Raw genomic sequence first — 13,546 nt, 5'->3', positions numbered from 1 at the left:
TTTCCCCATCCGCAAACGTCAGAGTTCCGGAAGTGGCGGTGTAGTCAGAACCGGCGATCGCACTCTCATCGGAAGTGATATAATCAACGGTAACATCCCCCTGACTTCCCCCCGTCCGCTCCACGCTGACGGTTGCAGTCGCCGTATTTTCACTCACCTCCACATTTGCCAAGGCAAAATTAAAGACACCAAAATTGCTGACAATTTCATCGTTGTCGGTGATGTTGACTGTCTGCACGGACGGCGTTGCCAACGTGGCGCCACCCGTGGGATCGCTCAAAGTCAAATCGAAGCTTTCAATCCCTTCGATATCGGCATCGTCGATAATATCAACGGTAAAGGTTTTGCCGGTTTCTCCCGCCGCAAATGTCAGCGTCCCCGAAGTTTCCGTGTAATCGCCACCCGCGATCGCGGTATCGTCGGAAGTGGCATAATTCACCCCGATAATTCCCGCATTTCCGCCGCTCCGTTCCACCGTAACGGTGACGGTTCCCGCCGCTTCATCGACATCCACGGCATCCGTCGCGAACGCCAATTCGCCGGGGTTGGGAACGTCATCATCGGCGATCGTAAATGTCACCGTGTCAGCCGTTCCGAGGGTGGCGCCACCGGAGGGGTTGCGGAGAATCAAATCAAATTCTTCGCTATCTTCAACTTCATTATCGTCGAGAATTTCCACGTCAATGGTTTGGCTCATTTCCCCAGCCGCAAAGCTCAAACTTCCGATATTTTCGGTGTAGTCCGAACCGGCGATCGCACTCTCGTCGGAAGTGGTATAATCGACGGTAACGTTACCGTCGCTTCCCCCCGTGCGTTCCACGGTGACGGTGGCGTTGGCGGTACTTTCGTCGATGGCGATCGCCGCGACAGTAAACGCCAAAGTTCCGGCATCGCTGCCATTATCGTTATCTAAAATCGCCAAAGTTGCCGTGGAAATTGTCCCCAATTCCGCGTTTCCGGTGAGATTATCGAACAGCAGGTTGAGGGTTTCCGTGCCCTCCGCAAAATTGTCGTCAACGACGGGAATCTCGACGGTTTTGGTGGCGAGATCGCCGTCTGCAAATGTCACGGCGATCGGCGTGCTATTGTAATCCTGGGATGTCGCCGTATCGTCGGCGAAATTAATCTCGACACCGACTTCTCCTTCGCTGCTGCCGGTTCGGGTTACGGTGACTTGAGAAATGGCTGTCCCGTCTTCGAGAACTTCAAAATTAGCATTGCCAAATGCGATCGTACTGACTGCGGGTGTCGGCGTGGGTGTCGGCGTGGGTGTCGGCGTGGGTTCCGGCGTGGGTGTCGGAGTCGGTTCCGGTTCGGGTGTCGGAGTCGGAGTCGGAGTCGGAGTCGGAGTCGGCGTCGGCGTCGGTTCTTCGGGAGGGGAAACGATCGCATTCAAATCGTCGCTGTTGACATTTTTGAGAATTGCCAAAAACTCGTTGGTTCCGCGATCCTGAATGATGGTATCCGCCGAGTAAATCCCCGCTCCTTGATAAATATTTAATCCGTCGAAGCTGAGGGTATCGAGTAAGCCGATGGAATCCAAATTAATATCAAAGTCATCGACAATATCCGCTTCTTCGAGAGTGAAGCCTCCCATATTCCAGCCGATATAAAACCAGTCGCTACCGTCTCCCCCCGTCAGGGTATCCGCACCCCGATCGCCGAATAGGGTGTCATTTCCGAGGTCGCCGAACAGGCGATCATCCCCTTCCCCACCGGCGATGGTATCATTTTCTTTCCCTCCGTAAAGGGTATCATTTTCGGTATTTCCGAGCAGCGTATCCCGTCCACGATCGCCGAAGAGAATGTCCTCGCCGCGATCGCCAAATAACAGGTCGTCCTCCTTTCCGCCTCGCAGGGTGTCGCCGTCTTGTCCCCCGTATAAAATATCATTTCCCGTATTTCCTTGCAAGAAATCGCGGCCCTGATTTCCGCCCAAAATATCGTCCCCTCCCAGGCCGTAAGCCGTATCGTCACCCCCCAGCAAGAACAGGCGATCGGCGGCCTCCGTGGCGACGATTATATCCGGCTCTTCGCCCGGTTGGGGCGACGTTTGGGGGAGACTCAATGGGTCGAGATTAGCCGGGGATTCCGAAAAATTTTCCCGGGGATAAATTCCGTTCAATTCGGACTGGGGATCGAAGCCAAAGTCGAGGGTTTCAAAGTCAAAGCCTGTGGAACTCATAGGTGCAAGTTTCCCAATTGGAGTGGGCGAAATGAAACGGCGATCGCACTTAATTCAGTTTTCGAGTTGCACCCTATCGATCCGGAAAATTGTCAAAAGTATTATTAAATGGAACGGGTTTAATCGCCGTCAAAAATCGGAACCTACATCCGCTTTTTTATCCGTGTTAATACTGATTTTCAACGGTCAAACTGGAACGGAGGCGGCGACGGATTCGGGGAGCGATCGGTTCCCGGGACGGCGGCAGACCCGGGGATAGCCAGGGGGGATGAGTCGCTATACAATAGATCGGGATACCATCGCACCCTTTTTGATATGATGAGCAATACCCCCGCCCCCGTCGATGAAAATCCCTGGCAATCTCAACTCGATCGCTTCGTGGAGAACCACCAGCAGGAACTGGCGGCTTTGTCCTGGGGAATCCACCGGGAAGGGGGAAACGAAGATGGAACCCTGGGGATCGACCTGAAACAGACGCCCCGCTTCGTCTCCTGTCCGCGAGCGGCGATCGAAACTCTCAATCGCAACACCCAAAATAAATTACAGGAAATTCTGGGAATTATCGACGGCTACAAGCCGGAAGAAGAAGTCCTCATGGTCGGCATCGGATTGAATACCCTCAAATTGGTTTATTTTCAGCCGGAATTGACGCCGCCCGAATGTTTTGAGCGAATGAATGTAGATACAGATACCCTGCTCCGACAGTTGGAAGAAAAAATGGGTGGGGCGATCGCGATCTCAGAAACCGTTTGATTGTGCCGGAACCCGCCGGAATTCACCCAGTTGAAAGATCAATCCAATTTCCAATCCGGACACCATTTCGACACCGGTCCGGCGGGGTGAACGGCACAATTGATTCCATCTTGGCCGTGATAATAATAGCACAGTTGACAAGAATGAATCTGCTCCAATTCTTGCCGAAATTGTTGATATTGATGCCGAACCCCGTCCCGATACCGGCGGGCACGAAGATGGCGGGGATTGAGGACTAACGTCTGGTCGAGGGCTTTCATTGCCGCCTCGTAAAGCCTGAGAATTTGCAAGCCGTGGGTTTCCCGTTTTCCCGGAGAGTGCAAATAGATTTCGATCAGCTTTAAATTTAACAAAAAGTGCCGAAACCAGGCTGCGTCCGAATTGACTTTCGGCTTGGATCGGGCGTAAACGATGACCCACTTGATCGTTTCGAGGAGTTCTTGCGATCGCCACGGTTTGCTCACGTAGGCTTCGGCGTGTTTGATCCCTTCGTAAACCGCCAAATTCTGCTCTTTTCCCGTCAAAAAGATGACCGGAATATTTTGGGTTTCGGGGTTCGACTTGATCAGGCGACAGGCCCGATATCCGTCGAGTCGCGGCATCACCACGTCCAACAACACCACGTCGGGACAACTCCCCTGCAACTTCTCCAGTGCATCCATGCCGTCGCAAGCCGGGATGACATCCCAACCGCTCCAGGTGAGTTGCTGGGACAGGCATTCTCGCTGCGTGTGGGAGTCCTCGACCAGTAAGACAGTCCTCATGGCTTGAAATGGGTGCGGGTGGACGGGTCGGCGAGATAAAAATGGTGCGCCACGCCTCTCTCGGGCCCCCGGTCTGGGATATTCCCCAAGAGTTGACGTCAGAGCGCACCCAACTTCTCCGATTATCTCTACTGTACCCACTCCGACCGCATTTGCGATCGCCCCTTCCGTAATTTCCCGGAGATCTGCTTCTGGGTCAGTTGACATCCGAGGTGCGATCGGCCAGACTTTTTTTGACGTGAGAGTGCCGGTCGCCCAATGATATTTCTCCCGCAGTCGGGGCGCCAACCTCGCGCCCATCAGCTTGACACCCATTTTGTGCCGGTTCCGCCCACATCTCTCCTCGACTCCCCGAAGGCTGATGAGAGTCAATATTGCCATCGGGCAAACGTTGCACCCCGGCGGCTGCCACCCCAAGACGAGTGCCATTCCCCCCGCCCGTTTTTCTTCCACTTATTTCTTTGATAAAATAGCCAAGGAATCGACCAGTTCGCGATCGATTTTAGATTTAAAATCAAAAAGCTGATATGTCCGATCAGATACCATCCTTTACGGTCTTGATTACGACCTACAACCGCCTCGAATTGCTCGATCGCGCCATCAACTCCGCCCTGTTGCAAACCCTGCCGTGCGAAGTGGTCGTCGTGGATGACTGTTCGACCGACGACACCGAATCTTACATGAAGCGGCGGGTCGAAACGTTGCGGGAAAAAGATGATTTTCGATTGATTTACCATCGCAATGCCAGCAACCAAGGTCACTCCAAAAGTGTGAACGTGGGAGTTGAGATCGCCCGGGGAGACTGGATCAAATTTTTGGATGACGATGATTATTTGGCGGAGGATTGTTTGGAAACGATGCTCCGCGCCCTCGTCCAGTGTCCGAACGCCGTCATCTGTTCCGTCCGCTCCGCCAACGTCGATCTGGAGGGACAGGAACAGAGCTACACGCAACCGAGCGGCCCCAAACCGGCTTTTTACATCCCCCAGGAAGACATTCACTACGGTATGTTACTCGAACAAGTACCCTTCGGAACGCCGGTACAAGTCGCCGTCCAGCGGGAGGCATTTTTGCGATCGGGTGGTTGGAAAAGCAGTTTCGATGTCAATTTTGACGATATCGAATCTTGGGCGAATATTGCCCAATTCGGCGATGCCATTTTTATCCAGAAATGTTTGGCTTACCGGACGACTTGGCAGGGAGCCTACAACTACCGACTCTCTTTCCAAAAACGCTTGGAAACTCACATTCTCATCAAAACAAAAATTTACGAATTGGTGAGCGATCGCCACCGTAAAAAACTGCCCAAACTGTTGAGTGTCAACGCCTACCTGCAACTTTATTGGGGGTTGATCGCCTTCAAACGCCAGCGTCCCTTTGAGGCGCTAAATTTGCTCTTCCCGGCTTTATTTTCCCCGACGGCTTGGCGTCTGTTACGGGACGTTCTCGCCTTTCGTCGCCACCCCTATACAACCACCGATATCCGCAAAATTCCTCTGAATGATTTTTAAAACTGAAAGCCCCGGATTTACAGCTCGTCCCACTCCCGGGAAATTTGGGTTTGAGTGTTTTGTAAAGATTCAGTCAACCGCTCCCAGTTGATATTTCCGACGAGACTATCTCGAATCAACTCGCCGCCTTGGAGATGCCAAACTCGGGTGGCGAACTCGCGGGCAAAATCGGGACGGCGAGTCGCCACGATCGCCGCCGTTTCCTCTCCCCTAAATCGTGCTAAAATATCCCCCAGACATTTCTGTTGCGCCCGATCGAGGGCGGTTGTCGGTTCATCTAACAATACAATCCGGGGTTCGATCGCCAACCCCCGGGCGATCGCAATGATTTGCCGTTGAGAGGCGGACAGTTGCACCTCCGATCGCTCCAACCACTCCCCCGGTATTCCCAACCGTCCGCTCCAAATATTAACCCGTTGAGCAATTTCTTCGCTTCCCATTCCCCGCAATTTCAAAGGGTAGGCGATCGCGTCGCGCCCCGTCATTCCCAACAGTTTACTCTCCTGCAAAACGAGAGTCATTTCCCGCCGCAGCGCGATCGGATTCAGGGTTTTATAGTCGCGATCGTCGAAATAAATCGCCCCCGAACTCGGAGAATTGAGAAAATTTAACAACCGCAGCAAAGACGTTTTTCCCGCCCCAGAAGCCCCCACAACAGCGATGCGATCGCCCGCTCGCACCGCAGAAGAAATCTCCCGCAACAGCGGCGCGAGAACGATGGGAGATTGGAGACTCAAAGATTCGAGTCGCAGGATCGGAGGACAGGGCTGTTTCATTCTCAGTTAAAAACTGTCGGGAAAAACTAAAGTCAATTAATAATTATTAATTGTTAATTGTTAATTATTAATTGTTAATTGTTGGTGAGTGCCGTGGAAATCGTCCAGGCATCCACCAGCAGCAATAACACGGTACAGCCAAACAGGATCGCGTACATCCAGGGCTGGGAGAGGGGGCGGACATCGGAGGTATCAATCCCCGTTTTTTCCTGGACGATCGCCACCAATTTGGCAAATCCGGCGATCCGCATCGGGAGCAAATACCCTTCCCCGGACTCGGTGACGAAATAATACACCAGCCCCCCCTGTCCCGTGGTTCTCGGGCGCAGGGCCTTCACCTCTTCCCAGGGGACGGACCAGCCACGCCGGAACAGTCGCGGCACCCAGCGGGGATACGTCACCTCGATGGCGCGATCGCTCAAAATCACCCGTTCGCTCAACGCGCCATACAGCGCCAAACCCCCCAAACCGATTCCCACCCACAGCAGGCGGGGGGAGACGGGGGCGTCCGTGGCGGCAGCGAGGAAGGGCAGGGGAACCATGAGGGCGGCGTACAGGCTCAACAAAGTGACCCTGACGACGGGGGAAATGCGGAAGACGGCGCGTAAGGGTTCGGAGGATTCCATTGTGATTTTGACTCGGAGAAGGACAAAATTGCCGGGATCGGCATCCCGACACAATATCGGGCCGACAGAATGCTTCCATCAACCCGATCCATATTAAAATGATTTTTTGAAATTTCTAGTCCACGGAACTCAACGCCGGGGTCGTCACCGCTGTCGGCTTCCCTTGGCGTGCCAGGCGTCCCGTCACCCGTTCGTGATAGGCTTGCGCCGCGGCACTCGGATGGACGTCGGCGGCGGAAGGGGGATCTTGGTCAATTTGCAGGCGGGTGCAGGGGATCTTGTCGGACAAAATGGCGCTGGCCATTTTGCCGGTGTGGATTTCGAGCAGCGCTTCCGGCAGGGCCTCGAAGACGAGCCGCTGGCCCGGGAACACCACCCGCTCGAAGTACCAGTTGGCGACATTGCTGATGCGGGCGATCTGGATGTGGCTGGTCGCGTTTACATAACAGCACAGAATGCGGCCGGGGCTGTTAGAGGGTAGGGGATCAAGAATCTGAGCCATATTAAGGAGCGTTGCAATACAAGTTTGGTTATACTGCCAAACTAACACTTTGCGATCCCCATTGGCTGTAATCCCGACTACCAATCCTCGATCGGATGATAGACGGGCAACGTCAGTTTTCAGAAAAATACTCCGGCTCGATCCCAGAATCTATCTCAGCTCGCTGCTCCTCCCCGATCGCCGCGATCGCTCCACCCAGCTAGGGGATCGGCTGACACGCTCCGGCTCAGATGCGATCGGATTGAAACTGCTGATAAACGATTCTAAGATGAAAAAAGACAGCTATATTGTTAATTTATGTTAAGGAACCGTTAAATCGACAAATTTTGAAATCTTGCAGCTCACATCAGGATCGACTCCAATCGCCATCATGGACAACAAAATTCTTTACGTTCGCCTTCCCTGCAACCCCATCTTCCCCATCGGGGTGGTTTACCTGGCCGATCACGTCCACAAGCTGTTCCCCGATGTGGATCAGCGCATCTTCGACCTGGGGGCCGTGCCGCCCCTGGACTACCGCGAAGCCCTGAGCGCCTGTATCGACGACTTTCAACCGACGCTGCTGGTGTTCTCCTGGCGGGACATCCAAATTTACGCCCCCGTCGGCGGTCGGGGCGGGAACCCCCTGCAAAATGCCTTTGAATTTTACTACGCCAAAAACCCCCTGGTGAAATTGCGGGGTGCCGTGGGGGGCCTGCGGTTGGCCGCCTCCTACTACACCGAGCTCTGGCGCAATACCAATTTAATTAAACAGGGCTTGCAGCGGGCGCGGCGCTACCACCCCGAAGCCCGGACGATTGTCGGCGGCGGCGCCGTGAGCGTCTTTTACGAGCAACTGGGGCGCTCTCTCCCCCTGGGAACCATCGTTTCCGTGGGCGAAGGGGAAGCGCTGTTGGAAAAGGTGTTGCGGGGCCAGGATTTTGCCGACGAGCGCTGTTATGTGGTGGGACAAACCCAGCCACGCGATCGCATGATCCACGAAAAACCCGCCAACATCGAAAAAACCGCCTGCAATTACGACTACATCGATCGCATCTGGCCCGAGTTTGAATACTACCTGCAAGACCGGGATTTTTACATCGGCGTCCAGACCAAACGCGGCTGTCCCCACAACTGCTGTTACTGCGTCTACACCGTCATCGAGGGCAAACAAGTCCGCATCAACCCCGCCGAGGAAGTGGTGGCGGAAATGAAGCAACTCTACGATCGCGGCATCCGCAATTTCTGGTTTACCGATGCCCAATTCATCCCCGCCCGCCTGTTTATCAAGGACGCGGTGGAACTGCTGCAAAACATCCTCGATGCCGGCATGGATGACATCCACTGGGCCGCTTACATCCGGGCTGACAACCTCACCCCGGAACTGTGCGACCTGATGGCAAAAACGGGGATGAATTACTTTGAAATCGGCATCACCAGCGGCTCCCAAGAACTGGTCCGAAAAATGCGGATGGGTTATAACCTGCGGGTCGTTTTGGAAAATTGCCGGGATCTGAAAGCGGCGGGTTTCAACGATTTGGTGTCGGTGAATTATTCGTTTAACGTCATCGACGAAACCTTCGACACCATCCGCCAAACCATCGCCTATCACCGGGAGTTGGAGGCAATTTTTGGACGGGATAAAGTCGAACCCGCCATCTTCTTTATCGGGCTGCAACCCCACACCCATCTGGAAGAATACGCCTTCAAAAACAATATCCTCGATCGCGATTACGACCCGATGAGTTTGATGCCCTGGACGGCGCGAAAACTGCTGTGGAACCCGGAACCGCTGGGGTCGTTTTTCGGCGAGGTGTGTCTGGAAGCGTGGCAGCGAAACCCGAACGATTTCGGCCGGGAAGTGATGGACATCCTGGAAGAACGGTTGGGGCGATCGTCCCTTGAGGAGGCTTTGAATGCTCCCCTGGAGAGCGATCGGCCCCGGGAGAAAAAGTTAATTAACGCGAGTTAATTGGTCATCGAAGAAACCGGGTTTCTATCCGAATCTTTGGTACGCCAACCGAGTCGATCTCAAGAAACCCGGTTTCTAAAAGTCACTGCCTCCGAATTCACCCGCCTTGAAATCAATTTCAAGGCTCACAGCAAAAGTCCACTAAGCGTGGACTCGGCCGGTTTTTTCCCAATCATCGACCGATGATTTGAGCTCGTAGGGGCCCCCGGCTTGCGCCCCCATTACCCCTGGCTTGCGCCCTCGGGAATTGATTCCCAAGCGGTCTTGACATCCAACCCGTTTTGTTCCGGGCATTCAATCGGATTTGATACGATCGGGGCAGGCACGGAGGCACTGCCCCGATATCTATCAATTTTTCAATCCTCTTCTTCCGCTTCTCTTTCCGCCTCTCTCTCCGCCTCTTCCAACGCCTGAATTTGTTGCAATAATTCTTCCTCCTGTTCGTCGAAATCCTCCTCAGAAATATCGCCCATATCGTAGGCGAGTTGGAGGGCGAGGAGTCGTTTGTTGAGGTTGTCGCGATCGTCGAGTTCGGCTTCCGCCCGTTCTAACAGTTGTTCTCCGATCCAAACAATGCCATCAAGGGGGGCGGTGAGGGGGGAAAGTAATAAACGTAAAACCATTGGGTTTTCCTCCTAATTATCAATCGAGTTGGGCAAAATTAAATGGGGCGGTAAAATTGTTATAGCGAATTCGCAAACGTCCTTCAAAATGGCGATCGGCTTCCTCCACCTTTTCGCCGAATTTGGCTTCGGCATCCCACGGGATCAAATAGGCGGCGTTGAAAATCATCAAATTGGTCATCGCATCATTTTCAACCCAATCCAACGCCAGGGGATTCAACGTATCTTGGAAGACTTGAATGATACTATTTTTCCGATCCTCCATCGCCGCCTCTATGTCCTGCCCGATCGCGATCACGGCGTCCATACTCAGCGGCTTTCCCTCCAGGCGATCGCGCCGTTCTCGCAGTTCGTCATTTTCCGCCATCAACCTTTCCAATTCCACGGTTTCATCCCAAAACACCTTCACCCCGACTTCGCGATTTCCGGCGAGTTTTTCAAACAGTTGGTGCAGTTGTTCGTCGTGGGGTTCGATCAGTTGTTCCCGCACCGCTTCCCAGTCTTGAACAATCAACCCGAATTGCAGCGGCAATATCGTCCGAAATCCCTCCTGCATGAAATGTTCCAGAACCTTTTCATGTCCCACCAAATTGCGGCGGCTGGCCAGATAGCGCTCCTGTTGGGCGTCGGAATACAGGAAAATAAACGGGCCGATTTTGTGCGCCTGGACGGGCTGTTTGTCCAACCCTTGCAGGTGCAGGGGGTTGAGATGCGTTGCGGGTAAAATTCCATACAGATAAAGACCGTAACCCATGTTATATTAATTCCCAGCTCTGATCTCGATCATAAAGGTTTCGAGGTGAGTACCAACCTCAATTTAGCGTGAATGAGGTTGAGTTGAGCCAAACCCAAATCCAGGTCCCCTTCCACCACCACGCCGGTATTGAGGAGGCGATCGAGAAGTTCGAGCACGGAGGGGTTTTGGGACGTTTCCCCCGGATAGTAGCCGGATTTGGGCAGCAGGGAACCGAATTCCGAGAGTTCGATGTTGAGATCCGCCGGATCGATCTCGAAAATTTCGCACAGTTGCAATACTTGAGCTTCCAGTTGGCGGAGACTTTCGGCGGCGCGATCGAGTTCTTCGTCCGTGAGGGTGTCCGCCTCCATCCGCCGGATCACCTGGGCTTCCATCAACTGGCGGATCAGTTCGACGAGGGTGAGGACGAGGGGGGCTAAACCCGCATCCTTACCGGACGACTTGGGAACCAGGGCTGTTTCTTCGGGATTTGACACGGGGGATTCTCATCGCGGTTCGGCCTCAATTTCGATCCTAACAGATGAGAGCGATTTCCGAGTCGCCCCCAAACCCCCAATTCTGGGGGCTTTGAGTTGAATGCTATTGTTCATTTTCTCGCCCCCAAACCCCCAATTCTGGGGGCTTGGACTGGCCCCCAAACCCCCAATTCTGGGGGCTTTGAGTCGAACGCCATTGTTCATTCTCTCGCCCCCAAACCCCCAATTCTGGGGGCTTTGAGTCGAACGCCATTGTTCATTTTCTCGCCCCCAAACCCCCAATTCTGGGGGCTTTGAGTCGAATGCTATTTCACAATGCTATATTTTAAACGGAAAATACGCGATCGCCGGAAATCGTAATGAAATTTTTAACCCTTGAACGCGGACAGTTGGGAAGTTTGGTCGATGAGACGGTGGTGGATTTGGCCGAAGCCGGCCGACTTTTGGGCAAAAGTTTAGAAACGCCCACACTATTGGAATTGGTGGAAGCGGGGGGAGATGCCGCCCGAAAGGCTTGGGATTTGACGCAAGATGCGATCGCCCAAAAAATCGCCTGTTATCCCTATTCCGAAGTCAAAATTATCGCCCCGATCCCGCAACCGAAACGGAATATTTTCTGTCTGGGCAAGAACTATTTGGATCACGCCAAAGAAATGCTCGGCCGGGTGGACAAGGACGAAAAACTGCCCACCCAAATGATTATTTTCACCAAAACCACCACCAGCGTCATCGGCCCCGGAGATGACATCCCCAGCCACGGCGACCTGACATCCAAGTTGGATTACGAGGCGGAACTCGCCATTATTATCGGCAAACGGGGAATCAATATTTCCCCGGAAACGGCCTGGGATTACGTTTTCGGATATACCGCATTCAACGATATTTCGGCGCGGGATTTGCAGTCGGAACATCGCCAGTGGTTTCGCGGAAAAAGCCTGGACGGATTCGCTCCGATGGGTCCGGTTGTCGTCCACCGTTCCATCATGCCCGACCCGGAAAATATCGAGGTGTGTTCCCGAATCAACGGGGAAGAACGGCAGCGGGCGAAGTTTTCCCAGGTGATTTTCGACGTACCCGCCATTATTTCGACCCTCTCAAAAGGGATGACTTTATTACCCGGAGATATTATCGCGACGGGCACTCCGGCGGGGGTGGGAATGGGTTTTGATCCGCCCCGATTTTTGCGTCCGGGAGATGAAGCGATCGTCGAAGTGACGGGGGTGGGACAGTTGATCAACCGCGTGGTTTAATTGTAGGGGCGATTCGCGATCGCCCTCTCGGAATTTATGATAATCCCAATCTGCCCATCTCCCGCAGATTTTCAATCTTTATTCGGTATCAAGCAAACTTTGTGCCCTGCTAATCATTCGCGATACTTCCGGGTTGGCCTCGATACTGATGACTTCTATATCCGGGTGTTGAATCCTGAACACTCGAAAAACTTCATCCGCGAACGCCTGACCAATTGCTTCTACACCCGAAAAGTCAAACACTACTGTTTTGAATTTATCAATCCTTGCCAATAATCTCTTGGCTTGAGATCTGGATACCAGTTTTTCATCGCCATATTGTGCCAAACGCACGGGTACTACAGTTTTGGTAAAAGCGTAATCATCCCCCGAGAAAGTATCAAATATTTTGCTAACATTTCTCGATGTATTGTTGTTCAGCCTCATAAATACTAGCGTCCCAGATGAATGTTGTTGTGCTTCCAAAATCCAGTCTTCTACTTGATTAAATTTATGGGAAAAATAAACATTACCCGAGAGAATGGCAAATTCATCAAACATACGCGATGTGAAGAAAATACCCTCACCACTATGACGATCTGGATCGGTTGTCAGCTTGCCTTTTGCAAGTTCTAAAATGGCATGACGTTCATCAGATAAATTGATCTCTCTTTTGATTTTTTTGAAGATCCCTTCTCCATCATCAATAATGCTGATATCTGTATTGATTGCATCTCTTTGAAATTTGATAATTACAGACTGACCAGATGAATGGTCTATGGCATTATTCAACATCTCATTAAATCCATACAGCCAAATATCCCTGACGTTATCAGGTAAATCAGCGATCAATGCCCGAATATCAGAGTCCCAAACAATATCTTCTTTAAGATTTCCATCGATTGGATAAGACTGCATCCATTCGACCAGTGGATGCAAGCGATAGCTTCTGCTTCTGGTGGAACCTTCAACAACAATAGCTTGCTGTTTGACGAGCCGTTGAATATGCTTATTGACCGCTTGCCGAGTAATGCCAAATTCTTGAGCAGCTAGAGATGCAATATCATTCGGATGAGCTTCTACATTTTCTAAGATAAATTGGCGAATCTGTTCACCCCGTTTGCGGACTTTGATCATGATTTCCTTTACCCAACCAATATCAACCCTACGATCATCTATTGTCAACCCTGTGTGTTATATTGTCAACCTTGACGATTTGACGGTACAGCCAATAAAAGGGATGTGTCGGGGAAATGCGAGTTGGAGGGCGCAAGCCTTGCGCCCCTACGATTTATGTCAAATTTCATGAACCAGTCTTGACTTCTCCCCGGTCTAAAGACGCGGGGATTCTTAAGCAGTCCAAAACTGAACTCTTAAAGGCATAGTCAATGTG

14 protein-coding genes are annotated in these 13,546 nt (G+C 52.5%); 5 read left to right on the top strand and 9 right to left on the bottom strand.

The window, feature by feature from the left end:
• The coding region (locus AC0QHF_RS24285; protein WP_324706841.1) for a Calx-beta domain-containing protein at positions 1-2,185 on the bottom strand (2,185 nt) is incomplete at its 3' end.
• A gap of 315 nt (positions 2,186-2,500) precedes the next feature.
• Here AC0QHF_RS24285 and ccmS point away from each other — a divergent pair.
• Positions 2,501-2,938, top strand: coding sequence for a beta-carboxysome assembly chaperone CcmS (ccmS, locus tag AC0QHF_RS24280; protein ID WP_324706840.1), 438 nt, complete (start codon positions 2,501-2,503; stop codon positions 2,936-2,938).
• Between the two features lie 38 nt (positions 2,939-2,976).
• Here the strand turns inward: ccmS and AC0QHF_RS24275 are convergent, their stop codons facing one another.
• The gene (locus tag AC0QHF_RS24275) at positions 2,977-3,702 is read right to left on the bottom strand and encodes a response regulator (protein WP_324706839.1); all 726 of its coding nucleotides are present in this window, start codon (positions 3,700-3,702) and stop codon (positions 2,977-2,979) included.
• A gap of 361 nt (positions 3,703-4,063) precedes the next feature.
• On the opposite strand from AC0QHF_RS24275, the gene AC0QHF_RS24270 reads away from it, so the two are divergent.
• A complete protein-coding gene (locus tag AC0QHF_RS24270) occupies positions 4,064-4,228 on the top strand; it encodes a hypothetical protein (protein ID WP_324706838.1) in 165 nt (54 codons plus the stop codon).
• A 1-nt stretch (position 4,229) separates the two neighbouring features.
• On the top strand, positions 4,230-5,213 hold the full coding sequence (locus tag AC0QHF_RS24265) for a glycosyltransferase family 2 protein (RefSeq protein WP_324706837.1): 984 nt from the start codon (positions 4,230-4,232) through the stop codon (positions 5,211-5,213).
• 17 nt (positions 5,214-5,230) lie between these two features.
• Here the strand turns inward: AC0QHF_RS24265 and AC0QHF_RS24260 are convergent, their stop codons facing one another.
• The 3 genes from AC0QHF_RS24260 to AC0QHF_RS24250 form a co-directional block, all read right to left on the bottom strand.
• Entirely contained in the window at positions 5,231-5,989 is a 759-nt protein-coding gene (locus AC0QHF_RS24260) for an ABC transporter ATP-binding protein (protein WP_324706836.1), read from the bottom strand.
• 74 nt (positions 5,990-6,063) lie between these two features.
• On the bottom strand, positions 6,064-6,615 hold the full coding sequence (locus AC0QHF_RS24255; protein ID WP_324706835.1) for a hypothetical protein: 552 nt from the start codon (positions 6,613-6,615) through the stop codon (positions 6,064-6,066).
• A 115-nt stretch (positions 6,616-6,730) separates the two neighbouring features.
• Positions 6,731-7,117 carry a DUF1830 domain-containing protein gene (locus tag AC0QHF_RS24250; protein WP_324706834.1) on the bottom strand — a complete coding sequence of 129 codons (387 nt, stop codon included), beginning with the start codon at positions 7,115-7,117 and terminating at the stop codon, positions 6,731-6,733.
• A 370-nt stretch (positions 7,118-7,487) separates the two neighbouring features.
• Here AC0QHF_RS24250 and AC0QHF_RS24245 point away from each other — a divergent pair, with 370 nt between their 5' ends.
• On the top strand, positions 7,488-9,068 hold the full coding sequence (locus AC0QHF_RS24245; RefSeq protein ID WP_324706833.1) for a photosystem II high light acclimation radical SAM protein: 1,581 nt from the start codon (positions 7,488-7,490) through the stop codon (positions 9,066-9,068).
• A gap of 356 nt (positions 9,069-9,424) precedes the next feature.
• Here AC0QHF_RS24245 and AC0QHF_RS24240 read toward each other — a convergent pair whose 3' ends face one another.
• Genes AC0QHF_RS24240 through AC0QHF_RS24230 form a run of 3 tightly spaced genes read right to left on the bottom strand, consistent with a single transcriptional unit; the run spans position 9,425 to position 10,924 of the window.
• On the bottom strand, positions 9,425-9,691 hold the full coding sequence (locus tag AC0QHF_RS24240; protein WP_324706832.1) for a gas vesicle protein GvpG: 267 nt from the start codon (positions 9,689-9,691) through the stop codon (positions 9,425-9,427).
• A gap of 19 nt (positions 9,692-9,710) precedes the next feature.
• A complete protein-coding gene (gene gvpF / locus AC0QHF_RS24235; RefSeq protein WP_324706831.1) occupies positions 9,711-10,445 on the bottom strand; it encodes a gas vesicle protein GvpF in 735 nt (244 codons plus the stop codon).
• A gap of 29 nt (positions 10,446-10,474) precedes the next feature.
• On the bottom strand, positions 10,475-10,924 hold the full coding sequence (locus AC0QHF_RS24230; RefSeq protein WP_324706830.1) for a gas vesicle protein K: 450 nt from the start codon (positions 10,922-10,924) through the stop codon (positions 10,475-10,477).
• Positions 10,925-11,283: 359 nt separating this feature from the next.
• Between AC0QHF_RS24230 and AC0QHF_RS24225 the strand changes: the two genes are divergently transcribed.
• Positions 11,284-12,174, top strand: coding sequence for a fumarylacetoacetate hydrolase family protein (locus tag AC0QHF_RS24225; RefSeq protein ID WP_324706829.1), 891 nt, complete (start codon positions 11,284-11,286; stop codon positions 12,172-12,174).
• A gap of 78 nt (positions 12,175-12,252) precedes the next feature.
• Here the strand turns inward: AC0QHF_RS24225 and AC0QHF_RS24220 are convergent, their stop codons facing one another.
• Entirely contained in the window at positions 12,253-13,290 is a 1,038-nt protein-coding gene (locus AC0QHF_RS24220) for an STAS-like domain-containing protein (protein ID WP_324706828.1), read from the bottom strand.
• Positions 13,291-13,546 lie beyond the last annotated feature (256 nt).

It is taken from the genome of Lyngbya sp. CCY1209 (assembly GCF_055795065.1).
Note: the sequence above shows the minus strand (reverse complement) of the source record. Positions and strands in the feature narration are given on the sequence as shown.